Below are 24028 nucleotides of genomic sequence, written 5' to 3' on the forward strand. Positions count from 1 at the left end.
TCAGCTCTCCTTCTTGGTGCAGTTGGCGAGGGTCGGGTCATCCGGGTTGCCGGATGCGGTCACCGAACCGTCGGACTTGCGGCGGCTGTCGAAGGGAACCGTGGTGACGGCTTCCGGAGCCTGGCAGATCGACGCGAGCGCCTCGGCGTTGGTGGCCTCGGGGTTCGACTGACGGAAACGGATGTAGCTGTCGAAGTCCTCGGGAGAGACCGCGCGGACCTCGAAGTTCATCATCGAGTGGTAGGTGCCGCACATCTCGGCGCAGCGACCGACGAATGCTCCGGTCCGGTCGATCGAGCCGATCTGGAAGATCGGGTCGGTCGAGTTCTCCTTCGGGAACGGCATCACGTCGCGCTTGTACAGGAACTCCGGTACCCAGAACGAGTGGACGACGTCGGCCGAGGCGATGTTGAACTCGATGCGCTTGCCGGTCGGAAGCACCAGGACGGGGATCTCCGTCGACGATCCGAGGGTCTCGATCTTGTCGAACTTCAGGTAGTCGCGGATGTCGTCGTCACGGCCGCCGGCGGGGCCGGGCAGCTCGCCACCGTGCTCACCCTCGACCTCGGGCTCGGCGACGGCCTTGCCGGCCTGCTCCTGGACCTGGAACGGGTTACCCGCGGCCTCGAAGCCGTCGTAGGTCGATCCGTCGCTGAAGATGACCTTGTTGTAACCGAACTTCCAGTTCCACTGGAACGCCGTGACATCGACCACGACCTTGGAGTCGTCGTTCTTGCCCTCGACGTCGTTCTGCACGATCACGGTGAAGTAGAACAGCACCGCGATGATGACGAACGGGATGGCCGTATAGGTGAGCTCCAACGGGACGTTGTACGCCGTCTGACGCGGGAAGACGCCCTTCTTGGCGTCGTTCGCACGATGGAACGTGATCGTCCAGAAGATCAGGGCCCAGACCAGAATGCCCATCACGAGTGCGGCGATGACGGACCAGGTCCAGAGATCGACCATCTTCTTACCCTGGGGCGTGACGCCCTCGGGCCAACCGAAACGCATCGCCTCATTGGCGTCACATCCCGACATCAGCAGTGCGCCGAGTCCGAGAGCGACGACGATTCCCAGTCGCTTCATCGTCTGCGACGCGGATGAGACACGCCGCGCTCGGGGCCGTCCACCGTGTGCCAATTTCACGCCTTCCTGCTCGCTCACCGGCGCCCTCGCGCCGCAGTGAGTGCATGCCACATGACCTGCAAGGGCAAGTACCCGCCGTGGACACACGACGAGAGCCTTGCACCTAGTACTACGCAGCGTAGACCAACCGGGAGAAGCTTTCGTGATTGGGGTTTGATCCGGTCGTGTCCGAGCCCTCCAGGTCGGAATCCCGCTGGTGGCTCAGGCATACTCGGACGCGACCCGACGCCCGTCGGGACCTGTGCTCGCGACGAGATTGGGGAGAAGCCAACGTGTGTGGTCTGCTCGGCCTTCTGACTTCCGACCGGACGGCCGCCGAGGTCGTCGACGCGGTGGCGGTGGCCTCGCACTGCATGCGGCATCGCGGCCCCGACGAGCCCGGCACCTGGCACGACGAGAACATCGTCTTCGGCTTCAACCGCCTGTCGATCATCGACATCGAGCACTCCCACCAGCCGCTGCGCTGGGGCCCGCCGGAGAACCCGAACCGGTACGCCCTGGTCTTCAACGGCGAGATCTACAACTACCTGGAGATCCGCGCCGAGCTCACCAAGGACGAGGGTGCGATCTTCCGCACCGAGGGCGACGGCGAAGCCATCGTCGCAGCTTTTCACCACTGGGGTCCCGACGCCGTGCGCCGTCTCCGCGGCATGTTCGCGTTCGCCATCTGGGATACCGAGAATCGCTCGCTGTTCCTCGCGCGTGATCCGTTCGGCATCAAGCCGCTGTTCGTCGCGTCGGGTCCGGGCGGACTCGTCTTCGGCAGCGAGAAGAAGTCACTCCTCGAGCTCATCGAACGCGTGGGCCTGTCGAAGGACCTGGACCCGCGGGCCGTCGAGCACTACACCGTGCTGCAGTACGTCCCCGAACCCGAGACCATTCACGCGTCGATCCGCCGGCTCGAGTCGGGTTGCCACGCGACCGCCTCCCCCGGCGGCCCGCTGTCGATCCGCCGCTACTTCACGCCGCAGTTCGGCGTGAAGCCGTTCACCGACGCCACGCGTCAGAAGCGCTACGACGAGATCGCCGACGTCCTGGCGGACTCGGTCGCCAAGCACATGCGTGCCGATGTGACCGTCGGCTCGTTTCTGTCTGGCGGTATCGACTCGACGGCCATCGCCGCGCTGGCGATCCGCCACAACCCCGACCTGATCACCTTCACCACCGGCTTCGAGCGCGAGGGCTATTCGGAGGTCGACGTCGCCGCCGAGTCGGCGGAGGCGATCGGCGCGAAGCACGTGGTGAAGGTCGTCGGACCGTCGGAGTTCATCGAGGCGCTGCCCTCGATCGTGTGGTACCTCGACGACCCGGTCGCCGACCCCGCCCTGGTCCCGCTCTACTTCGTCGCGGCCGAGGCACGCAAGCACGTCAAGGTCGTGCTGTCGGGTGAGGGCGCCGACGAACTGTTCGGCGGCTACACCATCTACAAGGAACCGCTCTCCCTCGCGGCGTTCGACCGTCTCCCCCGCCCGCTGCGCCGGGCGGCCGGCAAGATCTCCGACCGCATCCCGGAGGGCACCCGCGGCAAGAGCCTGCTGCACCGCGGTTCGCTCACCCTCGAGGAGCGCTACTACGGCAACGCCCGCAGCTTCGACGATGCGCGGCTCCGCGCGGTGCTGCGCGACTACCGCCCCGATTGGACCCACACCGACGTCACCGCCCCGATCTACGCGATGAGCGAGGGCTGGGACCCGGTGGCCCGCATGCAGCACCTCGATCTCTTCACGTGGCTGCGCGGCGACATCCTGGTGAAGGCCGACAAGATCACGATGGCCAACTCCCTCGAGCTCCGCGTTCCGTTCCTCGACCCCGAGGTCTTCGCGGTCGCCGAGCGCCTCCCCCACGACGAGAAGATCGCGCACGGCACCACCAAGTACGCCCTGCGCAAGGCGCTCGAGCAGATCGTCCCGGCGCACGTCTTGCACCGCAAGAAGCTCGGCTTCCCGGTCCCGATCCGCCATTGGCTCGCCGGCACCGAGATGTACGACTGGGCCCACGACACGATCGTCAAGAGCCAGACCGACCACATCTTCGACAAGAACGCGGTCATCGCGATGCTCAACGAGCACCGGGAAGGCGTGGTGGACAACAGCCGTCGTCTGTGGACGGTGCTGATCTTCATGATCTGGCACGGGATCTTCGTCGAGGGCACGATCGTGCCGGACATCGTCGACCACACGTACCCGGTCCGCCTCTAGTACCGCGCCTCGCCGAGAAGCGCCCCGGAGAACGCGTCAGTGGGCCAGTTTGAGGCCGACCACGCCACCGACGATCATCACCAGGCACAGCGCCTGAATCAGCGAAACGGGTTGCTCACCGGTCAACATCGCGTAGACGACGGTCAGCACCGCGCCGATGCCGACCCAGACCGCGTAGGCGGTACCCACCGGCAGGTCGCGCATCGCGTATGCCAGACCGGCCATGCTGATGGCGAGTGCCACGAAGAAGACCACGGACGGCGCGAGCTTGGTGAATCCCTCGGACTTGCCGAGCGCGGTGGCCCAGACGGCCTCGAAGACACCGGACAGCACCAGGATCAACCATGACATGACAGCCTCCCTGCGGGCCGTCTTGTCGCACACCGGGTACAGCACCCCTCGTCCGGGAGTCCAGTAGAACGGACTCTGCCTCCACGTTGGCACACCGTCGATCACGACGGCAATGTCAGACCGGTCACCGCCGGCGGAAACGACGAAAACGGGTGGCACAGGCCGAAGCCCGCGCCACCCGTTCCGAAAGAGGTTCTCAGAAGGCGGCTTTGATCTCCGCCGCGGCCTCGGCACCGTATGCACCCTCGATACGGGCGAGTGCGGACTCGATGTCCCAGGACCAGTCCTGCGTCGACACCGTCTCGAGCACCAGCACGGCGACCATCGAGCCGACCTGAGCGGCGCGCTCGAAGCCGAGCCCCTTGGACAGCGCGGACAGGAAGCCGGCGCGGAACCCGTCGCCGACGCCCGTCGGGTCGACCTTCTCGGTCTCCGGGACCACCCCGACGTGGATGCTCGTACCGTCGCGCTCGACGATCTCGACGCCGTCCTTGCCGAGGGTGGTGACGCGCACGCCGACCATCTCGGCGACCTGCGTCTCGGACAGGCCGGTCTTCTGGCGCAGCAGGCCCCACTCGTACTCGTTGGTGAACAGGTAGTCGGCACCTTCGATGAGCGTCCGGGCCTGTTCGCCGTCGAGGCGGGCGAGCTGCTGGCTGGGATCGGCGGCGAACGGGATACCGGCGGCACGGCAGGCCTCGGTGTGGCTGAGCATGCCCGCCGGGTCGTCGGCGCCGATCAGCACGAGTTCCGGCGTCCCGGTCTCGGCGATGACGTCGGCCAGCGAGATGTCGCGACTCTCACTCATGGCGCCCGCGTAGAACGTGGCGAGCTGCGCCATCGTCTCGTCGGTGGTGCACATGAAGCGAGCGGTGTGATGGGTCTCGGAGACCCGGACGCCACGGCAGTCGACGCCGTTGGACTCGAGCCACTTGCGGTAGTCGTGGAAGTCCGAGCCGACCGCGCCGACGAGCACGGGGTTACCGCCGAGCTGGCCCATGGCGTAGCAGATGTTGCCCCCGACGCCGCCGCGCCGGACGACGAGGTCCTCCACGAGGAAGCTGAGAGAGATGTGCTCGAGGTGATCGCCGAGCAGCTGCTCGGAGAACTTTCCGGGGAACTTCATCAGATGGTCGGTTGCGATGGAGCCGCATACAACGATTGCCACTGGCGTTCTCAGCCCTTCGGTTGGTTGGTCGGACAGCTGTCCACGCTACCCACTCCCCCGACACACGACACCGGCCGCATCCCGAATCGGGATACGGCCGGTGTCGGAAGACGTGTTCGACTCAGTTGAACGAGTCACCGCAGGCGCAGCTGCCGGTGGCGTTCGGGTTGTCGATGGTGAAGCCCTGCTTCTCGATGGTGTCGACGAAGTCGATGGTGGCGCCCTGGACGTAGGGAGCACTCATGCGGTCGACGGCCAGCGTGACGCCGCCGAAGTCCGAGGTGATGTCGCCGTCGAGGGTGCGATCGTCGAAGAAGAGCTGGTAGCGCAGACCAGCGCATCCACCCGGCTGCACGGCGATGCGCAGCGCGAGGTCGTCGCGACCTTCCTGCTCGAGCAGTGCCTTGGCCTTGGCGGCGGCTGCGTCGCTCAGGATGATGCCGGTGGCAGTGCTCGTTTCGTTCTGCACGGTCATTGATGCTCCTGTAGTGGTGTGGTCCCGGTGTGACGTGGTCCGATCACGTCGCGGAGCCCTCTGCCCGCGCATGATCGGGAAACACCCCGCTCGCCGGGAGGTCGACCGGTTGTGCCCGTGCGTACAACCGTACTCCTTCCAGGACTATTCCCGCCTATTCGGACCTGGTTTCCATGCGGCTCGTCGCACGCTCGTCGCCTGCCCGACCGGCAGGAGAAAATCACCTTGCGAAAGAGCCGGCAACCGCCTCCGCAAGCTTCACGAGCTGGTTCTCGGCGTCGCTCATCGCGACCTCGACCGAACCGGCGACGTCGACGATGGCGTGCGCACCCGCGATCCCGGCCTCCTCGACCTCGGCCGGGGACAGCGCGACCTGTCCCGCGAGTACCAGGGTCCGCGCGCCGGCACCCCCTGCGCCCGATGTCGACGCGGCGTGGTGCAGGGCCGATACGACCTTCCCGCGGAGTGTCTGGGCGTCGAACTTGCCCTCGCCGGTGATGACGAGGTCGGCGGCCGCGACGTCGTCGGTCAGGTCGGTGGCGTCGGCGACGACGGTCGCCCCGGACACGCGACCACCGCCCAGGGCGAGAAGCGCGGCGCCGAGCCCGCCCGCGGCACCCGCACCGGCGTCGGCGGTGATGTCCCGTCCGGCGAGCTCGTTCAGTGTGACCGACCACTCGGTGAGCCGCTTCTCGAGGAGTTCGACGGTCTCGGGGTCGGCGCCCTTCTGCGGCCCGAACACCGTGGCCGCACCCAGCGCACCGAGCAGCGGATTCTCCACATCCGAGGCCACGACGATCTCGACCCCGGTGAGTCGCTCGCGCGCCGCTTCCGGGCCGCCGAGGGCGTCGACGAGTCCCGCGCCGCCGTCGGTGGTGGAGCTGCCGCCGAGTCCGACGACGAGGCGTCGTGCGCCGCGCGCCAGGGCCGCCGCGACGAGTTCGCCGACACCGTGTGTGGTGGCGGCGACCGCGGTCCGCGGGGTCGGCCGGCCGCCCAGTTGATGAAGACCGCAGGCCTGGGCGCATTCGACGTATGCGGTCGACGACGCGGCGTCGAAGAGCCAGCGCGCGGTGACGCCCGCGCCGAGCGGACCGTGCACGTCCTCGGTGACGAGGGTGCCGAATCGCGAGGCCAGGACGTCGACGAACCCCGGACCGCCGTCGGATTGCGGTGCGCGGACGAGGGAGTCGTCGGGCCGGGCGGCCGCCCAGCCGCGGGAGATGGCGTTCGCGGCCACGACGGCGGACATGGTGTCGCCGAAGGAGTCCGGCGCGATCAGGATGCGCAAACGCCGACTTCCGTCCCGGGTCATGAGCACGAAGTATAGGAGCGCCGTGGCCACCCGGCAGGGTGACCGATTCGGGCGCCCGCGAGGGTCCACCGAAAAGCGACGACCGCGCGTTTCGACCGCGACCACGATCACCTACCCTCGTAGGCGTGAAGCTGCCATGGAAGAAGGACGAGACGTCGGAGGAATCCGGCGAGAGCACGGTGACCACGTACGCCGCCGACGACGCGGCCACCGAGGACTCCGCGCCGGCCAAGGGCAGCAAGACCACCCCCGGAAAGGGCCGCCCGACCCCCAAGCGTCGTGAGGCCGAGAAGCGCCGTGGGCCCGTCGCGCCGCCGCCGACCACCCGGTCCGAGGCCCGCGCGCGCAAGAAGGAACTGAAGAACACGCTCTCCAAGGACGAGAAGAAGCAGCTCGCCGCGGAGCGCCGCGCCAAGCGCCTCGAGCAGCGCGAGCGGATGATGGAGGGCGACGAGGCCTACCTCATGCCTCGCGACAAGGGCCCGGTCCGTCGTTACACCCGCGACATCGTCGACGCGCGCCGCAACTTCGCAGGCCTGTTCATGCCGTTCGCGATCCTGCTGATCGTGCTGATGTTCATGGTTCCGCAGGCAGCCGCGCTCACCAACCTGATCCTCGTCGCCTTCGTCGTCCTGATGGCCGTCGACGGCTTCATCCTGGGCCGTCTGGTGAATCGCCGTGTGGCCGAACGCTATCCCGACTCGCAGGACGGCGGTTTCAAGCTCGGCTGGTACGCGTTCACCCGTGCGATGCAGCTCCGGAAGATGCGTGCGCCCAAGCCCTCGGTGTCGCGCGGCGACGAAGTCTGATCGATGGCCGATCGCGCTACGCGCACACTCGTCCTGGGCGGTGTGCGTTCGGGTAAATCCGCCCACGGCGAGTCGCTGCTCCGCGCGCATCAGCAGATCCGGTACCTGGCCACCGGTCCGGTGACCACGTCCGACGCCGAGTGGACGGCGCGGGTCAACACGCACAGGCAGCGTCGGGACGCCCGCTACACGACAATCGAGACCACCGACCTCGCCGAGGCCCTCCGCGCGGCACCCGACATCCCGGCCCTGGTCGACGACCTCGGCAGCTGGCTCACCGCGCGGATCGACGCCGTCGACGGCTGGGAATCGGGTTCGGGGATCGACCTCGACGCCGACATCACCGAACTCTGCGACTCGCTGCGGGCGATGAACGCCGACGTGGTGCTGATCAGTTCCGAGGTCGGGCTCTCGCTGGTTCCCCCGACGCCGGCGGGCCGGTTGTTCCAGGACCTGCTGGGCACTCTGAACTCGGCGGTGGCACAGGCGTGCGACCGGGTGTCGCTCGTGGTCGCCGGCCGCGTACTCGACCTGCCCGCCGACCCGTCTGCCGAAGACCACACCGGCGCAACGGTTTCCGCGGCACCCGCACCCGCCGTCGCGCCGGTCCCGACGGCACCGGTGGCGACTCCCGCCCCGGTCACGCCCGGACCTGTCGACGAGCCCACACCCGTCACGACCGCCGCCGAGGTCCCCGATCCCACCGACGCCGAGGTCTTCGGACCGATCACGCCCCCGAGCGAGGCGGTCGCCTTCGAGGCCCGCGAGCGCCAGAAGACGCTGACCAAGCCGCCGGGTTCGCTGGGACGCCTCGAGGAGATCGGGGTCTGGATCTCCGCGTGCCAGGGGCAGTGCCCGCCCGCGCCGATCACCTCGCCGAGCGTCGCCGTCTTCGCCGGCGATCACGGCGTCGCGCGCGGCGGTGTGTCGGCGTTCCCGCCCGAGGTCACCGCGCAGATGGTCGCCAACATCTCCTCGGGTGGCGCCGCGGTCAACGTGATGGCCGCTCGTGTCGGAGCCACGGTGATGGTCGTGGACATGTCCGTCGACGCCGACACATCTCCCCATCTCTCGACGTTCAAAGTCCGCCGCAGCAGCGAGGATCTACGCACCACCGACTCGATCACCCTCGCCGAGGCCCGCGCGGCGCTGGCCGCCGGCCGGGCGATCGCCGATCGGCTCATCGACTCCGGCAGCGACCTGCTGATCGCCGGCGAGATGGGCATCGGCAACACCACCCCGGCAACCGTCCTGATCGGTGCGCTCACGCGACGCGAGCCGGTCGAGATCGTCGGGCGCGGAACAGGTGTCGACGACCACGGCTGGATGCGGAAGACCGCCGCGATCCGCGACGGCATGCGCCGGGCCCGCAAGGTCGTGCACGACCCGCTCGCCCTCCTCGCCGCCGTTGGTGGCGCCGACCTGACGGCCACCGCGGGTTTCCTCGCGCAGGCCGCGCTCCGGCGCACGCCCGTCATCCTCGACGGCGTCGTGATCACCGCGGCCGCGATGGTCGCCAACGAACTCGCACCCGGCGCCATGCGCTGGTGGATCGCCGGGCACCGCTCGGTGGAGCCCGCGCATCAGATCGCGCTCGATCACCTCGATCTCGAACCGGTCCTCGACCTGTCGATGCGCCTCGGCGAGGGCAGTGGCGCGGTCCTGGCGCTGCCGGTCGTGCAGTCGGCCGCCGACATCCTCATCTCGATGGCGACCTTCGCCGAGGCCGGGGTGACCGACCGCGACGACGCGGCCGTTCCCGAAGCCGCCGAGTCGTCCTGACACCCACGACATGTCCGGTCGCGCGATGGTGTCGCCGCTGCGGGCGGTCCGGACCGCGTTGAGCTGGATGACCGTCCTCCCCGTCGGTACGGGGTCCGATGCGGAGGAGACACCGGATCGCGCGGTGGGCGGTGCGGTGATGTCCGCACTCCCCGTCGTCGGCATCGTGGTGGGTGCCGCAGCGGCGGCCCTCGCGTTCGGGGTGTCGTTCACCGACCTCCCCACCGCACTCATCGGCGTTCTCGTCGTCGTCCTGACCGCGGCGCTCACGCGGGGAATGCATCTCGACGGCCTGGCCGACACCGCCGACGGACTCGGTTGTTACGGACCGCCGGAGCGGATCGCCGAGGTCATGCGCAGCGGCACGGTCGGTCCGTTCGGCGTCGCGACCCTGGTGCTCACACTGGGCGTACAGGCCGCCGGGTCGACCGGCCTCGTCGGCGAATCCCGTTGGTACGAGCTCGCTTTTGCCATCGCCCTGGGACGGCTGGGAGCTGTGGTCGGTACCCGGCGATCGATCTCCCCGGCTCATCCGAACGGCTTCGGTGCCCTTGTCGCCGGCACGCAGCGGTTGTCGATCCCGGTGTGGGGTCTTCTCGCCGCCGTAGCCACGGTCCCGATCGGATTGCGCGACAATGGATTCGACGCCGCCGCGGTGGTACAGGCGCTCGTCGTCGTTCTCGCGGTCGTGGTGTTCGCGTGGGTCTTCACGCGGCACTGCGCGCGACGCATGGGCGGTCTCAACGGCGACGTGCTGGGGGCGACCATCGAACTCGGTGTCGCCCTCGCCCTCGTCGGCCTGCTCATCTGAATCGCCGCCCAGAATGGTTCTGGCGCCACGATCAGCGGATCGTGGCGCCAGAAACGTCTGTGCTGCGGTCGGACTCAGGCCCGGTACAGCTCCGTCATCCACCCGTGGGTATCGGCGAAGGTGCCGCGCTGGATGCCCGTGAGGGTGTCGCGGAGGGCCTGGGTGACCTCACCGGTCTGACCGTTGTTGATCGTGTAGTCCTCGCCCACACCCTTGACGTGACCGACCGGGGTGATCACCGCGGCGGTGCCACAGGCGAAGACCTCGGTGATGTCTCCCGAGGCGACACCCTTGCGGAGCTCCTCGGTGGTGATCTTGCGCTCCTCGACCGCGAAACCGGCGTCGGTGGCCAGCGTCAGCAGCGACGAGCGGGTGATGCCGGGGAGAAGCGAACCCGAGAGTTCCGGGGTCACGAGGCGGGCGTCGGCGCCGGAGCCGAACACGAAGAACAGGTTCATGCCGCCCATCTCCTCGATGTAGCGGCGTTCGATGGCGTCGAGCCACACGACCTGGTCGCAACCCTGCTCGGTGGCCTGACGCTGCGCCAGGAAGGCCGCGGCGTAGTTGCCGCCGCACTTGGCGAAGCCGGTGCCACCGGGCGCGGCGCGCACGTACTCGGTGGACAGCCACACGCTGACGGGCTTGATGCCGCCCGAGAAGTAGGCGCCGGCCGGCGAGGCGATGACGGAGTAGATGTACTGCGACGACGGCGCATTGACGCCGAGGCCCGCCTGCGAGGCGAACATGAAGGGCCGCAGGTACAGCGCCTCCTCACCGCCTGACGGCGGAACCCACGCGTTGTCGGCGTCGAGCAGCGCCTTGAGCGACTCGATGAAGTCCTCGACCGGGAGCGCCGGCATGGCGAGACGCTCGGCGCTGCGCTGCATCCGCTCCGCGTTGGCCTCCGGGCGGAAGGCGGCGATCGACCCGTTGGGCTGACGGTAGGCCTTGAGACCTTCGAAGACCTCTTGACCGTAGTGCAGCACCATCGCCGAGGGATCGAGGGCGATCGGTCCGTACGGCCGTACCTGCGCGTTGTGCCAACCCTTGTCCGCGTCGTAGTCCACCATCACCATGTTGTCGGTGAAGTAGCGGCCGAATCCCGGGGCGGTGAGAATCTCCGCCCGACGGTTCTCCGACACCGGATGGGGATGCTCGGTACGGTTGAACTCCAAGGTCATGCGGCCCATGGTACCGCTGGCCGCAAAAGCATTTCCGCGCCCGTCCGATGCGTGCGAGGCGGGCCCATGGACCTGCGGCACACCGCGGTCACACGTGCGAGGGCACGAACGGCGGGATGACGACCTCGCAGGCGAGATCCCGTCCGCGCACGTCGACGACCACCTGATCGCCCTTCTTGACGCCCGAGGCGGTATCCAGCAGCGCGAGCGCGATTCCCTGCTTGAGGGTCGGCGAGAACGTCCCGGAGGTGCACACCCCGATCCGGCTGTCCCCGAGCTTGACCGCGCAGTCGGCGCGCGGCACACCACGGCCGGTCGCCTTCAGTCCGTAGAGACGACGCGCCGGGCCCGCCTCCTTCTCGGCGAGCAGGGCGTCGCGGCCGAAGAACGACGGCTTGTCCCAGCCGACCGCCCAGCTCGACCGCGCCTGCACCGGGGTGATCTCCGAGTTGAGTTCGTGACCGTGCAGGGCGTAACCCATCTCGGTGCGCAGGGTGTCGCGGGCACCCAGGCCGGCGGCCTGCCCACCCGCCGCGGTGATCGCCTCGAGCAGCACGTCGAAGACGGCGCCGGCGTCGTCCCAGCGGGGCAGGATCTCGTAACCGCGTTCGCCGGTGTATCCGGTGCGGCACACGCGGACCGGCTTGTCGCCGTCGGCGGTGGACAGCTCGGCATCGGCGAATGCCATGTACTCCATGTCGGCGGGCAGGCCGAGTCCGGTGAGGACCTCCGGCGAGCGCGGCCCCTGCACGGCGAGGACCGCGAAGTCGCGGTGCTGGTCGGTGATCGAGATCCCCTCCGGCGCCACGGCCGTCATCTGCGCGACGACGGCCGCGGTGTTCGCCGCGTTGGGGACCAGGAACACCTCGTCATCGCTCACCAGATAGGTGATGAGGTCGTCGACGACACCACCGGATTCGTTGCAGCACAGCGTGTACTGCGCCTTCCCGGGACCGATCTTGCCGAGATCGTTGGTGAGGGTCGAGTTCACGAACGCGGCGGCGCCGGGACCCGACACCAGCGCCTTGCCGAGGTGGCTGACGTCGAAGATCGCCACCGACTCACGGACCGCGGTGTGCTCGGCGACGGTGCCCGCATAAGCAACCGGCATGTTCCAGCCGCCGAACTCGGCGAAACTCGCACCGAGTGCTGCGTGACGGTCGGCGATGGGTCCCGCGAGGAGTTCACTCATGGCCCATACGGTATCGGGCCGCACCCGCCGGGCGGGCCGGTCCCGCGGTCACCGTCGACATCCGGCGCGCTGTGGCAGAGTTGAGCGGATGAGCAAGAACGACACCGTCGACCGCGTACGCGGCCCCGAATTCGACCTGTCCACCTCGATCGGCAAGGGCGACACCGCCCTGGTCATCGGCCTGATCAGTGCGCCGGACGGCGACGAGAAGGCCGACGGCAAGGGTGAATCCACCGCCGAACCGACGCTCGCCATCGGCGACGGCGTGCTCGACGACGCCCAGGCCGCGGCGATCACCGCCGCACTGACGGCCCTCGGCGCCACTGGTAAGCACGGCGAGGTCACCCGCCTCGCGGCACCCGAGTCGCTGCCCGTCGACCTCGTCGTCGCGGTCGGTCTCGGCGACGCCGACAACCTCGACGACGCCGACCAGGTTCGTCAGGCTGCCGGCATCGTCGCCCGCGAACTCGACGGCCTCGAGTCGGTGGCGACCACCCTCTCGTCGGTCGACCTCGCCGCCGCCGCCGAGGGCCTGTTCCTCGGCGCGTACCGGTTCGACGAGTTCCGCTCCGAGTCGTCGAAGCCGAAGAAGACACCGCCGCAACACATCACACTGCTGGTGGAGTCGAAGTCCAAGGAGGCCAAGGCTGACCTCGACCGCGCGATCGCGGTCGCGGACTCCGTCGCCATCGCCCGCGACTTCGTCAACACCCCGCCGAGCCACCTGTTCCCCGAGGAGTTCGCGGCCCGCGCCCGCACGCTCGGCTCGAAGGCCGGCCTGAAGGTCGAGATCCTCGACGACAAGGAACTCGAGGCCCAGGGTTACGGCGGCATCATCGGCGTCGGCAAGGGCTCCTCACGTCTCCCCCGCCTGGTGCGCCTGACCCACACGGGCAAGAAGGCGACCAAGAAGGTCGCCCTCGTCGGCAAGGGCATCACCTTCGACACCGGCGGCATCTCGATCAAGCCGGCCGCGAACATGGACCAGATGACCTCGGACATGGGCGGTGCAGCCGCGGTCATCGCCGCGACCATCCTGGCCGCCCGGCTCGACCTCGACGTCTCGGTCACCGCGACCGTGCCGATGGCCGAGAACATGCCGTCGTCGACGGCCCAGCGTCCCGGCGACGTGCTGACCCAGTACGGCGGACGGACGGTCGAGGTCCTCAACACCGACGCCGAGGGCCGGCTGATCCTCGCCGACGCGATCGTGCGCGCGGCCGAGGACGACCCCGACTACCTCATCGACACCGCGACCCTGACCGGCGCGCAGATGGTCGCGCTCGGCACCCGCACCCCGGGTGTCATGGGCACCGACGAGTTCCGCGACCGCGTCGCCGCCCGGTCGGCCGACGTCGGCGAGAACGCATGGGCGATGCCGCTGCCCGCCGAGCTGCGCGCGGACCTCAAGTCCCGGGTCGCAGATCTCGCCAACGTCACCCCGCACCGCTGGGGCGGCATGCTCGCCGCGGGCATCTTCCTCAAGGAGTTCGTCCCGGAGGACGTGCAGTGGGCCCACATCGACATCGCCGGACCGGCGTTCAACACCGGCGGACCGTGGGGCTACACCACCAAGGGCGGCACGGGCGTACCCGTCCGCACCATCGCGGCAGTCCTCGAGGACATCGCAACCAACGGCTGAGATGTCATGCCGTCGCCGGTTGAGAATCGTTACCCGCGAGTACGAGCCGAATCCGGTCGGCGGAGCGGCGTACGGGTAGGGTGATCCGCGGGGATGAGTGGCTGACCCGCCACCCATCTCGGCGGTCCCCTGACCGCTTCCCACCCCCGTGCCCACGGAGCACACACCGACGGGCCACCCCCTACAGACCACCACGTCGAGTTCAGGAGTTCACAACGATGGCCTTCTCCGTCCAGATGCCCGCCCTTGGTGAAAGTGTCACCGAGGGGACAGTCACCCGGTGGCTGAAGGAGGAGGGCGACACCGTTGAGGCCGACGAGCCCTTGCTCGAGGTGTCGACCGACAAGGTCGACACGGAGATCCCGGCCCCGACGTCGGGCGTGCTGACGAAGATCATCGCCCAGGAGGACGACGTCGTCGAGGTCGGTGGCGAACTCGCACTGATCGGCGACGCCGACGATTCCGGTTCCGACGATTCCGGCTCGGACGATTCGGCCGGGGGCGACGAGCCCACCGAGGCCGCTCCGGAGCCCGAGCCCGAGGAGGCGGCCGAGGAGCCGTCCACCGAAGAAGAGGCACCCGCCGAGAAGCCCACCGCCGATACCGGTTCCGGTTCGGCCGAGGGCACCGACGTCCTCATGCCGGAGCTCGGCGAGTCCGTCACCGAGGGCACGGTGACCAACTGGCTCAAGGCCGTCGGTGACGAGGTCGCCGCGGACGAACCGCTGCTCGAGGTCTCCACCGACAAGGTCGACACCGAGATCCCCTCGCCGGTTGCCGGCACCCTGCTCGAGATCCTCGCCCAGGAGGACGACGTCGTCGAGGTCGGCGGCAAGCTGGCCGTCATCGGTGACGCCTCGGCCGCGCCGGCCGAGAAGGAGTCGGAGCCCGAGCCCGAGCCGGAGCCCGAGCCCGAGCCGGAGGCCAAGGAAGAACCGAAGGAAGAGCCCGAGCCGGAACCGGAGCCCGAGCCCAAGGAAGAGCCGAAGGCCGAGGCCCCGGCGAAGTCGAACCCGCCGACCGTCGAGTCGACGCCGTACGTGACCCCGCTGGTGCGCAAGCTGGCCGCGGAGAACAACATCGACCTGAACTCGATCAAGGGCACCGGCGTCGGTGGCCGCATCCGCAAGCAGGACGTGCTGGCCGCGGCCGAGGCCGCCGAGAAGCCGGCCGCCGCCCCGGAGCAGAAGGCAGAGCCGGCCGCCGCCGCATCTTCTTCGTCGTCGTCGGCATCGCCGGAGATCCGTCCGGAGCTCGCCGAGTTGCGCGGGACCACCCAGAAGATCAACCGGATCCGCCAGATCACCGCCAAGAAGACCCGCGAGTCGCTGCAGCAGTCCGCTCAGCTCACGCAGGTGTTCGAGGTCGACATGAGCAAGATCGTCAGCCTGCGCAAGGCGGCCAAGGAAAACTTCAAGGCGTCCGAGGGTGTCAACCTGACCTTCCTGCCGTTCATCGCCAAGGCGGTCGTCGAGGCTCTGAAGGCGCACCCGAACGTCAACGCGTCGATCGACGAGGACGCCAAGGAGATCACCTACTACGACAAGGTGCACCTCGGCATCGCCGTCGACACCCCACAGGGTCTGCTGTCGCCGGTCATCCACAACGCCGACGACCTGTCGGTGGCCGGCCTCGCCCGCGCCATCGCCGACATCGCCGCGCGTGCACGCTCCAACGGCCTCAAGCCCGACGAGCTCGCCGGCGGCACCTTCACCATCACCAACATCGGTAGCCAGGGCGCCCTGTTCGACACCCCGATCCTGGTCCCGCCGCAGGCGGCGATGCTGGGTACCGGTGCGATCGTCAAGCGTCCGGTCGTCATCACCGACGAGGACGGTTCGGAGTCGATCGCGGTGCGGTCGATGTCGTACCTGCCGCTGACCTACGATCACCGCCTCATCGACGGCGCCGACGCGGGCCGCTTCCTCACCACCGTGAAGAAGCGCCTCGAAGAGGCCTCGTTCGCCGCGGACCTGGGCCTCTAGGCACCCGACGACGTCGAGGCGTTCGATGCGTATAGCCGTCGCAGGATCACAGGGCCTCATCGGGAACGCCCTGGTCAACTCGCTGCGCGCGGCGGGCCACACGGTCATCCGTCTGGTCCGCCGCGAGGCGCTCGCCGACGACGAGTTCAGCTGGGATCCCGAGACCATCGGGATGCCGCCGGAGAGCCTCGAGGGCGTCGATGCGGTGGTCTCGCTCGGCGGGGTCGGCGTCGGTAACGGCCGGTGGACCGGCCGATTCAAGCAGGAGCTGCGCGACTCCCGCATCACTCCGACCGAGGTGCTCGCCGAGGCCGTGCGCGATCTCGGCATCCCGACCTTCATCAGCGCCAGCGCCACCGGCTTCTACGGCGACACCGGAACCCGGGCCGCGGTCGAAACCGACGGTCCCGGTAAGGGTTTCCTCGCCGAGCTGGTCGTCGACTGGGAGAAGGCCGCGACCACCAACGCCGGCCCCGACACCCGCGTCGTCCTGCTCCGGACCGCGCCGGTCCTCAGCTCGCAGGGCGGTCTGCTCGGCAAGCTCCGCCCGCTGTTCAAGCTCGGGCTCGGCGGTCCGATCGGCAACGGCAAGCAGTACTTCTCCTGGATCAGCCTCATCGACGAGGTGCGGGCGATCGAGTTCCTCCTCGACTCCCCCGACATCGCCGGCCCGGTCAACCTGAGTGCTCCCGGATCGCTGCCCTTCGGCGAGTTCTGCAAGGCACTCGGCAAGGCCGTGCACCGCCCCGCCGTGATGCAGGTGCCCGAGTTCGTGGCACGCCGCGTCGGCGGCGAGATGGCCGAGGAAATGATTCTGTTCAGTCAACGCGTTGAACCCCGCGTGCTCACCGACCACGGATTCACGTTCAACCACCCCGAAATCCGCGAGGCCCTGACCTACGCGACGAAGCCGGCATCATGACCCATCGTTCCGTCCGCGCCGACTCGGCACCTGTCGAGGTCCGGCGCCTGGGCACCGTCGACTACCGCGACGCCTACGACATGCAGCACCGGCTCGCGACCGAGCGCGCCGACGGCACGCTCGACCACGACGTCCTACTCCTGCTCGAACACCCGTCGACCTACACCGCGGGCAAACGCACCGAGGACGCCGATCGCCCCACCAACGGCGCACCCGTCATCGACGTCGACCGCGGCGGCCGCATCACCTGGCACGGACCGGGACAGCTCGTCGGCTACCCGATCGTGAAGCTCGCCGAACCGCTCGACGTCGTCGAGTACGTGCGACGCCTCGAAAGTGCTCTCATCTCCGTGTGCGCGGACCTCGGCGTCACCACCGGTCGCGTCGAGGGACGCTCGGGCGTGTGGATCGACGACGACGCGGGTGAACGAAAGCTCGGCCAGATCGGCATCCGCGTCGCGCGCGGCGTCGCGCTGCACGGGTTCGCCCTCAACATCGACCCCGACATGTCGGCCTTCGAGGCCATCGTGCCGTGCGGGATCGCCGACGCCGGCGTCACCTCGCTGTCCCGTGAACTGGCACAACCGATCTCGGTGGCCTCCCTGCTCGACACCGTCGCGGCCGCCGTGCTCGACGCCCTGGACACCCCGCGGGAGGCCGCTCCGACGGCCTCCGAGAGGCCCACGACGGCGAGCGTAGGATCGGTTCGGTGACCGCGTCCCCCCTCACCCCCGGACCCGGTGCCCCCGACGCCACACCCCCGGCCTCGGCTACCGCACCGAAGACCACCGCTCCCGCTTCGCCCGCTCCCGAGGGCCGCAAACTGCTGCGCCTGGAGGTGCGTAACGCGCAGACCCCGATCGAGCGCAAGCCCAGCTGGATCAAGACCCGCGCGACGATGGGCCCGGAGTTCACCGAACTCAAGGGACTCGTCAAGCGCGAGGGCCTACACACCGTCTGCGAGGAGGCGGGCTGCCCCAACATCTACGAATGCTGGGAAGACCGCGAGGCCACCTTCCTCATCGGCGGCGAGCAGTGCACCCGACGCTGCGACTTCTGCCAGATCGACACCGGCAAGCCCGCCGCACTCGACCGTGACGAGCCGCGGCGCGTCGCCGAGAGCGTCCAGGCCATGGGTCTGCGCTACTCGACGATCACCGGAGTCGCCCGCGACGACCTGCCCGACGAGGGTGCGTGGCTCTACGCCGAGACCGTCCGCGCCATCCACCGCCTCAACCCCGGTACCGGCGTCGAGAACCTGATCCCGGATTTCCACGCCAAGCCCGACCTGCTGGCCGAGGTCTTCGATGCCCGGCCGGAGGTGCTCGCCCACAACCTCGAGACGGTGCCCCGCATCTTCAAGCGCATCCGTCCGGCGTTCCGGTACGAGCGCTCCCTCGAGGTCATCACCGCCGCTCGCGATTTCGGCCTGGTGACGAAGTCGAACCTGATCCTCGGCATGGGCGAGACCCCCGAAGAGGTGCAGTCGGCCATCATCGACCTGCACGAGGCCGGTTGCGACATCTTGACGATCACCCAATACCTGCGTCCCTCGCCGCGGCACCATCCCGTCGAGCGGTGGGTCAAGCCGGAGGAGTTCGTCGACCACTCCGAGTTCGCCCAGGAGATCGGCTTCGCCGGAGTCATGGCCGGACCGCTGGTGCGGTCGTCCTATCGCGCCGGCCGCCTGTACGCGCAGGCCATGGCCCATCACGGCCGCGAGATCTCGCCCGCCCTGGCACACCTCGCTGCCGAGGGTTCCGCCAGCCAGGAGGCGTCCAGCCTGATGGCTCGCCTCGCGCGCTGACCGCATCCGCACCCCGCCTGCCGACCATGCGGCAGGTCACCTGACGACCGGACGTAAACTGGCCGTATGGCAAAGGCGCAGTCCGTGAGCAAGGAAGCAAAGGCCGCTAAGAAGCAGGCCCGCAAGGCTGCATCGAAGGAACGGCGCCAGCAGTTGTGGCAGGCGTTCCAGATGCAGCGCAAGGAAGACAAGCGACTCATCCCCTACATGGTGGGTGTGATCGTGCTGTCCATCGCCGTGTTCACCGCGCTCGGCTTCCTGCTGGGCTCGCCATGGCTGCTGATCCCGCTCGGCCTCGTGCTGGGTGTGCTCGGTGCGTTCATCCTGTTCGGCCGTCGTGTGCAGAAGAACGTCTACACCAAGGCCGAGGGCCAGCCCGGTGCCGCCGGATGGGCGCTGGGCAACATGCGCGGCCAGTGGCGCGTCGCGCAGGCCGTCTCGGGCACCTCGCACCTCGACGCCGTGCACCGGGTCATCGGCAAGCCGGGCGTGATCCTCGTCGGTGAGGGCTCCCCGACCCGCGTGAAGTCCCTGCTGAACCAGGAGAAGAAGAAGGCCGCCCGCGTCGTCGGCGACACCCCGATCTACGAGATCATGGTCGGCAACGACGACGGCCAGGTCCCGCTGTCCAAGCTCGAGCGTCACATCAACAAGCTGCCCAGCAACATCGACCGCAAGCGCATGGAAACCCTCGAGGGCCGTCTCGCCGCGCTCAGCAGCAAGGCTCCCGGTCCCGGTATGCCCAAGGGCCCGCTGCCCGGCAACGCGAAGATGAAGAGCATGCAGCGCACCGCGCGTCGTCGCGGCTGATTCGCAAACCCACCCTTGTTCCGTAAAGCCACCGCCCGCACGGGCGGTGGCTTTACGGATTCGTGGTGGGTTTACCGAACGCTCAGCGCGTCCGGACGATCGCCGTGCCCGTCGCGCGGTCGTGCAGGGCGCGGCCGTTGTAGTCGTTGATCAGGGCCGGCACCAGGAACACCATCAGCAACTGGCGGAAGAAGGCCCGCACGATGCCGACGGACGCGGGGCTCTCCTTGCCGGCGGCTTCGGCGGCGTTGCGCTCGGGCCCGAAGTCGACACGGGCCACGCGCATCCCGACGACGAACTGGCCGGGGGTGAAGCCGAACAGCGAGACCGCGAAGATTCCCATCACGAACCAGATGCCGAGCTGGGTGGTGCCCAGGACCGACGACTCGAATCCGACGAACAGGATCGCGAGCCCACCGGCGATCAGCCAGTCGACGAGCAGGCCTGCCACGCGCGGCCACCCGGTGGCCAGCGAGCCGGGTCCGGACGCGGGCAGACCGAGGTCCTGACCGCGGAAATCGTTGTCGACGCCGTCGCCGGGACCGATCTGCGGTCCCGACAGCCAGGAACCGGTTACTCGTCCCATCGTGATGACTCCTCTCGCGACCGTGGCTCGCCGTCGACGACCACGGCGTTCGTTGGGTCCATCGTAGTCGGGGCCGTTACCCCTACCGCCCGCCCCGGTGCCCGCAGCGGGCTAGGGTGGGATCCGCCGAGTGCGTTCACCGAGGTATGAGCCGTGTGTTGCCAAGAACACCGGTGTGTAACACGGGGGAAACACGGACTTGACGCCTGGGCAACTTCGCCTCCATACGGTTGCCGCTGAGATCCGCTGCTGTTTCTCGGCGGCGGATGTGTGTGGCGTGTCAGTACCACTGACCACCCGATCACGAAGGAGTCACCGCACGGTGTACAGCAGTAAAGAAGAACTACTCGAGGGCATCAAGAAGGAAGGTGTCGAGTACGTCGACATCCGATTCTGCGACCTGCCCGGTGTCATGCAGCACTTCTCGATCCCCGCTTCGGCGTTCGACGAGAGCGTGTTCGAGGACGGTCTGGCATTCGACGGTTCGTCGGTGCGCGGCTTCCAGTCGATCAACGAGTCGGACATGATGCTGCTGCCCGACCCGGCCACCGCGCGGATCGATCCTTTCCGCAAGGCGAAGACGATGAACATCAGCTTCTTCGTCCACGACCCGTTCACCCGTGAGGCCTACAGCCGCGACCCGCGTAACGTCGCGCGCAAGGCCGAGGACTACCTGGCCTCGACCGGCATCGCCGACACCTGCTTCTTCGGCGCCGAGGCCGAGTTCTACATCTTCGACTCGGTGTCCTTCGGCTCGGAGATGAACGGCACCTTCTACGAGATCGAGTCGGAGTCGGGCTGGTGGAACACCGCCTCGCCGAGCGATCCCGACGGCAGCCCCAACCTGGGCTACAAGGTCCGCCCCAAGGGTGGCTACTTCCCGGTTGCTCCATACGACCACTACGTCGACCTGCGCGACGAGATGTCGACCAACCTGCAGAACTCGGGCTTCGAGCTCGAGCGCGGCCACCACGAGGTCGGCACTGCAGGTCAGGCGGAGATCAACTACAAGTTCAACACGCTGCTCCACGCGGCCGATGACGTGCAGCTGTTCAAGTACATCATCAAGAACACCGCATGGCAGAACGGCAAGTCGGTCACCTTCATGCCGAAGCCGCTCTTCGGTGACAACGGCTCGGGCATGCACGCCCACCAGTCGCTGTGGAAGGACGGCAAGCCCCTGTTCCACGACGAGGCCGGCTACGCAGGCCTGTCGGATCTGGCTCGCTACTACATCGGCGGCATCCTGCACCACGCCCCGTCGCTGCTGGCGTTCACCAACCCGACGGTCAACTCCTACAAGCGTCTGGTCCCGGGCTACGAGGCCCCGATCAACCTGGTCTACAGCCAGCGCAACCGTTCGGCCTGTGTGCGTATCCCGATCACCGGCAACAACCCGAAGGCCAAGCGCCTCGAGTTCCGTTGCCCGGACAGCTCGGGCAACCCGTACCTGGCGTTCGCCGCGATGATGATGGCCGGCCTGGACGGCATCAAGAACAAGATCGAGCCGCACGAGCCGGTCGACAAGGACCTCTACGAGCTCCCGCCGGAGGAGGCCAAGTCGATCCCGCAGGCGCCGACCTCGCTCGCCGCTGTCATCGACCGCCTCGAAGAGGATCACGAGTACCTCACCGCCGGTGGCGTGTTCACCGAGGACCTCATCGAGACCTGGATCGCGCTGAAGCGTGAGAACGAGATCGAGCCGGTGCAGATCCGTCCGCACCCGTACGAGTTCTCGCTGTACTACGACTGCTGATCCAAGCACTCGTCACGACGCCCCGTCCGCGTTCTCGCGGACGGGGCGTTCGTCGTCGATGGGGCGCCTGCGCGCTTCCTCGCCGCGGCGTTCGCCGACCCCTCGATGCAGGATTCCGACTCCGGCGAGGAACTGGAGCTCGGGCTGATGATGGTGATACTCGACGGAGTCGAACGTCTCATTGCGAGGACCTGAACAGACCGTGTTGTGATCTGCCGCACAAATGTGACTTCTTGCTCTGCCGTACCACAAGGTAGGGCCTTAGTTTGGTCGCATGACCAGAGACGTGTACGTCGAAGACCTTGTCCCCGGTGATCGCATCAGCCTCGAGGGCACCCCGCGCGTGGTTCGCACCACCAGCCGACTCGACAACAATCAGTTGCGCATCGAATTGGTCAAGGGCAACGACGACCTCCACGAGGTCGTGCTGGACCGCACCGTCAAGCTCCAGGTGAACTGAACCCCAACAGGTACTTCCGCTGTCAGGCGGCGCTGGCCGAGTCGAGGTCGCCGAAGACGGCCTGATTGTGGCCGAACGCGGCAACCGCTTCGTCGACGAGCCGTTCCACGGCAGCGGCGTCGAGCGGCAGGGCGTCGAGCCGAGCGCGATAGGAATCCTTGTAGCGCTTGAGTTTCTCGATCTCGTCGAAGGTGTAGAAACTCAGCGCCGAAGCGTCGACACCGTAGTGCTCGCGCATTCGATGGGCCACGACCTGTCCCCCGCTCAGGTCGCCCAGGTATCGCGTGTAGTGGTGTGCCACATAGCGAGCCGGGTCATCTCGCGTGGCCTCGATGGCCTCGACGTACCGGGCGACGGCCGGCAGCGGGGTGAACGAACTCGGGTCGACGCCGAACGACGCCAGATCGGCACCGAGCCTCGGGAGCCGACGCAGCTTGTCGTCGATCACGGCTCCGGCGATCGGATCGTCGGCCAGGTCGTCGCCGACGGCTTCGAGGGCCTCGTAGACGAAGTACAGCTGCACAGCCAGTTTTTGGTACTCGCCGCTGTCGAGGCGGCCCGACATCAGGTCGTCGATGAAGGGAGCCGTCTCGGCCTGCTGGTGCGCGACGGCGGTCGCCTCTCGGAGCCGTTGGGAAATGCTGGGGCCCGCGGTGTCGGGACCGGAGATGCTGGCGCTCATGATGCAATCAGTGATACCACCAGCGCCCGGTGATCGGAACCTGGCAGGTAGTGACTGTCCATCGACGTGGCCACGAATCCGCGCAGGATGACCCGATCGATGGCGACGAGCGGACGGTTGCCGAGCCTCGTGTCCGTCGGATACGTCGGCAGGAAGCCCGCGCCTGCCACGTCCGTCCCGTCGACGAGCCCGTTGGTCAGCAGCTTGCGGTAGGTCGCGTGGTTCCAGGTGGAGTTGAAGTCGCCGATGGCGACCACCCGCCCCGCGGGCAGTTTCGCGAAGTGGTCGGCCAGGATGCCCATGTCGTGGAACCAGCCGTCCTTCTCCCCCCACAGCGGTGCGGCCGGGTGAATGGCCAGCACGTGCGTACCGGGTGCGCCGGGCAGGTCGGTGCGCACCTGCAGGTTGTGGAGGATGGTGTCGGGGATGTTGAACCGATCCGACAGGGTCGCCCTGGTGAACAACGCGGTGCCCGCCGCGTACGAGTACGGGATGGCGAACTCGTTGGGCAGGAGACGCGCGATCTTGCCGCCGCGAATCCGTTGCAGCGCTTCGGGAGTCACCTCCTGCAGCGAAAGCATGTCGGGATCGGCCTCGGCCACGATCTTTTCCAGCGCACCGATGTCACCGCCGCCGAAGAGCAGATTGGCGGACACGACGGTGAACTCCTCGCCCTGCGGGGCGCTCGCCGGGACGACCAGCGGGATCTGGGTGTAGGCCAGCACGCCGGATACGACGATCGCGATCGCCAGCATGAACCAGCGGCGCAACGCCGCGAAGATCGCGATGGCGACCAGCGCCGGGACGAGCGCGAAGGCCACCCCGCTCGTCAGATACAGCGCAACGTTCCCGCGCGAGGGATAGAAGTGCAGCCACACCGCCAGCACCACCCCGGCCAGCATCGCCCAGCCGACGATGTACGCCGGCACCCACAGGAATCTCTTCAC

Annotated in this window: 22 protein-coding genes and 1 riboswitch; of the genes, 12 read left to right on the forward strand and 10 right to left on the reverse strand. The window is 68.2% G+C overall.

Translation table 11 applies throughout. The annotated features are described in order from the left end of the window. Nucleotides 1–1089 carry an aa3-type cytochrome oxidase subunit II gene (gene ctaC, locus PWF70_RS15450; protein WP_006356832.1) on the reverse strand — a complete coding sequence of 363 codons (1089 nt, stop codon included), beginning with the start codon at nt 1087–1089 and terminating at the stop codon, nt 1–3. A 332-nt stretch (nt 1090–1421) separates the two neighbouring features. Here ctaC and asnB point away from each other — a divergent pair, with 332 nt between their 5' ends. Then, nucleotides 1422–3347: an asparagine synthase (glutamine-hydrolyzing) gene (asnB, locus tag PWF70_RS15455; RefSeq protein ID WP_006356831.1), complete on the forward strand. Its 1926-nt coding sequence runs from the start codon at nt 1422–1424 to the stop codon at nt 3345–3347. A gap of 36 nt (nt 3348–3383) precedes the next feature. Here asnB and PWF70_RS15460 read toward each other — a convergent pair whose 3' ends face one another. The 4 genes from PWF70_RS15460 to PWF70_RS15475 form a co-directional block, all read right to left on the reverse strand. Then, a complete protein-coding gene (locus tag PWF70_RS15460) occupies nt 3384–3698 on the reverse strand; it encodes a DMT family transporter (protein WP_035752779.1) in 315 nt (104 codons plus the stop codon). An 11-nt stretch (nt 3699–3709) separates the two neighbouring features. Then, a riboswitch (guanidine-III (ykkC-III) riboswitch) is annotated at nt 3710–3777 on the reverse strand. 117 nt (nt 3778–3894) lie between these two features. Further along, nucleotides 3895–4866 carry a carbohydrate kinase family protein gene (locus PWF70_RS15465; RefSeq protein ID WP_187346541.1) on the reverse strand — a complete coding sequence of 324 codons (972 nt, stop codon included), beginning with the start codon at nt 4864–4866 and terminating at the stop codon, nt 3895–3897. A 121-nt stretch (nt 4867–4987) separates the two neighbouring features. Further along, entirely contained in the window at nt 4988–5341 is a 354-nt protein-coding gene (locus tag PWF70_RS15470) for a HesB/IscA family protein (RefSeq protein ID WP_006356828.1), read from the reverse strand. A 220-nt stretch (nt 5342–5561) separates the two neighbouring features. Continuing rightward, nucleotides 5562–6632 carry a glycerate kinase family protein gene (locus PWF70_RS15475; RefSeq protein ID WP_006356827.1) on the reverse strand — a complete coding sequence of 357 codons (1071 nt, stop codon included), beginning with the start codon at nt 6630–6632 and terminating at the stop codon, nt 5562–5564. A 149-nt stretch (nt 6633–6781) separates the two neighbouring features. Between PWF70_RS15475 and PWF70_RS15480 the strand changes: the two genes are divergently transcribed. The 3 genes from PWF70_RS15480 to PWF70_RS15490 are packed head-to-tail and all read left to right on the forward strand — an operon-like array spanning nt 6782 to nt 10058. Next, nucleotides 6782–7465, forward strand: a complete 684-nt coding sequence (locus PWF70_RS15480; RefSeq protein ID WP_006356826.1) for a DUF3043 domain-containing protein — start codon at nt 6782–6784, stop codon at nt 7463–7465. 3 nt (nt 7466–7468) lie between these two features. Further along, nucleotides 7469–9247 carry a nicotinate-nucleotide--dimethylbenzimidazole phosphoribosyltransferase gene (gene cobT, locus PWF70_RS15485; protein ID WP_035752704.1) on the forward strand — a complete coding sequence of 593 codons (1779 nt, stop codon included), beginning with the start codon at nt 7469–7471 and terminating at the stop codon, nt 9245–9247. A gap of 25 nt (nt 9248–9272) precedes the next feature. Beyond that, on the forward strand, nt 9273–10058 hold the full coding sequence (locus tag PWF70_RS15490; RefSeq protein WP_035752782.1) for an adenosylcobinamide-GDP ribazoletransferase: 786 nt from the start codon (nt 9273–9275) through the stop codon (nt 10056–10058). Between the two features lie 74 nt (nt 10059–10132). Here PWF70_RS15490 and PWF70_RS15495 read toward each other — a convergent pair whose 3' ends face one another. Further along, nucleotides 10133–11239 (reverse strand): branched-chain amino acid aminotransferase, encoded by a 1107-nt coding sequence (locus PWF70_RS15495; RefSeq protein WP_035752784.1) that lies wholly within the window; start codon nt 11237–11239, stop codon nt 10133–10135. An 88-nt stretch (nt 11240–11327) separates the two neighbouring features. Beyond that, nucleotides 11328–12431 (reverse strand): glycine cleavage system aminomethyltransferase GcvT, encoded by a 1104-nt coding sequence (gene gcvT / locus PWF70_RS15500; protein ID WP_035752705.1) that lies wholly within the window; start codon nt 12429–12431, stop codon nt 11328–11330. Nucleotides 12432–12519: 88 nt separating this feature from the next. On the opposite strand from gcvT, the gene PWF70_RS15505 reads away from it, so the two are divergent. The 6 genes from PWF70_RS15505 (at nt 12520) to PWF70_RS15530 (ending at nt 19597) form a co-directional block, all read left to right on the forward strand. Continuing rightward, nucleotides 12520–14073: a leucyl aminopeptidase gene (locus tag PWF70_RS15505; protein WP_035752706.1), complete on the forward strand. Its 1554-nt coding sequence runs from the start codon at nt 12520–12522 to the stop codon at nt 14071–14073. A gap of 218 nt (nt 14074–14291) precedes the next feature. Beyond that, a complete protein-coding gene (gene sucB, locus PWF70_RS15510; RefSeq protein WP_035752709.1) occupies nt 14292–16058 on the forward strand; it encodes a 2-oxoglutarate dehydrogenase, E2 component, dihydrolipoamide succinyltransferase in 1767 nt (588 codons plus the stop codon). A 25-nt stretch (nt 16059–16083) separates the two neighbouring features. Beyond that, nucleotides 16084–16980, forward strand: coding sequence for a TIGR01777 family oxidoreductase (locus PWF70_RS15515; RefSeq protein ID WP_006356819.1), 897 nt, complete (start codon nt 16084–16086; stop codon nt 16978–16980). Further along, nucleotides 16977–17693: a lipoyl(octanoyl) transferase LipB gene (gene lipB, locus PWF70_RS15520; protein ID WP_006356818.1), complete on the forward strand. Its 717-nt coding sequence runs from the start codon at nt 16977–16979 to the stop codon at nt 17691–17693. Before PWF70_RS15515 ends, lipB begins: the two co-directional genes overlap by 4 nt. After that, nucleotides 17690–18787, forward strand: coding sequence for a lipoyl synthase (lipA, locus tag PWF70_RS15525; RefSeq protein WP_006356817.1), 1098 nt, complete (start codon nt 17690–17692; stop codon nt 18785–18787). The genes lipB and lipA overlap by 4 nt, the downstream gene beginning before the upstream one ends. 66 nt (nt 18788–18853) lie before the next feature. Further along, the gene (locus tag PWF70_RS15530) at nt 18854–19597 is read left to right on the forward strand and encodes a DUF4191 domain-containing protein (protein WP_006356816.1); all 744 of its coding nucleotides are present in this window, start codon (nt 18854–18856) and stop codon (nt 19595–19597) included. 82 nt (nt 19598–19679) lie between these two features. Here the strand turns inward: PWF70_RS15530 and PWF70_RS15535 are convergent, their stop codons facing one another. Next, nucleotides 19680–20183 (reverse strand): RDD family protein, encoded by a 504-nt coding sequence (locus PWF70_RS15535; protein WP_006356815.1) that lies wholly within the window; start codon nt 20181–20183, stop codon nt 19680–19682. Nucleotides 20184–20505: 322 nt separating this feature from the next. Here PWF70_RS15535 and glnA point away from each other — a divergent pair, with 322 nt between their 5' ends. Together glnA and PWF70_RS15545 are read left to right on the forward strand one after the other, a co-directional pair. Further along, nucleotides 20506–21939: a type I glutamate--ammonia ligase gene (gene glnA, locus PWF70_RS15540; protein WP_006867852.1), complete on the forward strand. Its 1434-nt coding sequence runs from the start codon at nt 20506–20508 to the stop codon at nt 21937–21939. Between the two features lie 274 nt (nt 21940–22213). Then, nucleotides 22214–22399 (forward strand): hypothetical protein, encoded by a 186-nt coding sequence (locus tag PWF70_RS15545; RefSeq protein ID WP_006356812.1) that lies wholly within the window; start codon nt 22214–22216, stop codon nt 22397–22399. 22 nt (nt 22400–22421) lie between these two features. Here the strand turns inward: PWF70_RS15545 and PWF70_RS15550 are convergent, their stop codons facing one another. Next, on the reverse strand, nt 22422–23081 hold the full coding sequence (locus PWF70_RS15550) for a biliverdin-producing heme oxygenase (protein ID WP_081474291.1): 660 nt from the start codon (nt 23079–23081) through the stop codon (nt 22422–22424). Continuing rightward, complete coding sequence (locus tag PWF70_RS15555) at nt 23078–24028, reverse strand: endonuclease/exonuclease/phosphatase family protein (protein ID WP_035752711.1); 951 nt, start codon at nt 24026–24028, stop codon at nt 23078–23080. Before PWF70_RS15555 ends, PWF70_RS15550 begins: the two co-directional genes overlap by 4 nt.

Source organism: Gordonia sp. Swx-4 (assembly GCF_030316175.1).
GTDB lineage: Bacteria > Actinomycetota > Actinomycetes > Mycobacteriales > Mycobacteriaceae > Gordonia > Gordonia alkanivorans.

Excerpts from the sequence above, each read along its gene's own strand:
- PWF70_RS15460 (WP_035752779.1), bottom strand. The coding sequence starts at position 3,698 with ATGTCATGGTTGATCCTGGTGCTGTCCGGTGTCTTCGAGGCCGTCTGG.
- ctaC (WP_006356832.1), bottom strand. The coding sequence starts at position 1,089 with ATGAAGCGACTGGGAATCGTCGTCGCTCTCGGACTCGGCGCACTGCTG.
- PWF70_RS15530 (WP_006356816.1), top strand. The coding sequence starts at position 18,854 with ATGGCAAAGGCGCAGTCCGTGAGCAAGGAAGCAAAGGCCGCTAAGAAG.
- lipB (WP_006356818.1), top strand. The coding sequence starts at position 16,977 with ATGACCCATCGTTCCGTCCGCGCCGACTCGGCACCTGTCGAGGTCCGG.
- PWF70_RS15505 (WP_035752706.1), top strand. The coding sequence starts at position 12,520 with ATGAGCAAGAACGACACCGTCGACCGCGTACGCGGCCCCGAATTCGAC.
- PWF70_RS15495 (WP_035752784.1), bottom strand. The coding sequence starts at position 11,239 with ATGACCTTGGAGTTCAACCGTACCGAGCATCCCCATCCGGTGTCGGAG.
- PWF70_RS15545 (WP_006356812.1), top strand. The coding sequence starts at position 22,214 with ATGACCAGAGACGTGTACGTCGAAGACCTTGTCCCCGGTGATCGCATC.
- gcvT (WP_035752705.1), bottom strand. The coding sequence starts at position 12,431 with ATGAGTGAACTCCTCGCGGGACCCATCGCCGACCGTCACGCAGCACTC.
- cobT (WP_035752704.1), top strand. The coding sequence starts at position 7,469 with ATGGCCGATCGCGCTACGCGCACACTCGTCCTGGGCGGTGTGCGTTCG.
- sucB (WP_035752709.1), top strand. The coding sequence starts at position 14,292 with ATGGCCTTCTCCGTCCAGATGCCCGCCCTTGGTGAAAGTGTCACCGAG.
- PWF70_RS15550 (WP_081474291.1), bottom strand. The coding sequence starts at position 23,081 with ATGAGCGCCAGCATCTCCGGTCCCGACACCGCGGGCCCCAGCATTTCC.
- PWF70_RS15515 (WP_006356819.1), top strand. The coding sequence starts at position 16,084 with ATGCGTATAGCCGTCGCAGGATCACAGGGCCTCATCGGGAACGCCCTG.
- PWF70_RS15535 (WP_006356815.1), bottom strand. The coding sequence starts at position 20,183 with ATGGGACGAGTAACCGGTTCCTGGCTGTCGGGACCGCAGATCGGTCCC.
- PWF70_RS15470 (WP_006356828.1), bottom strand. The coding sequence starts at position 5,341 with ATGACCGTGCAGAACGAAACGAGCACTGCCACCGGCATCATCCTGAGC.
- PWF70_RS15490 (WP_035752782.1), top strand. The coding sequence starts at position 9,273 with ATGGTGTCGCCGCTGCGGGCGGTCCGGACCGCGTTGAGCTGGATGACC.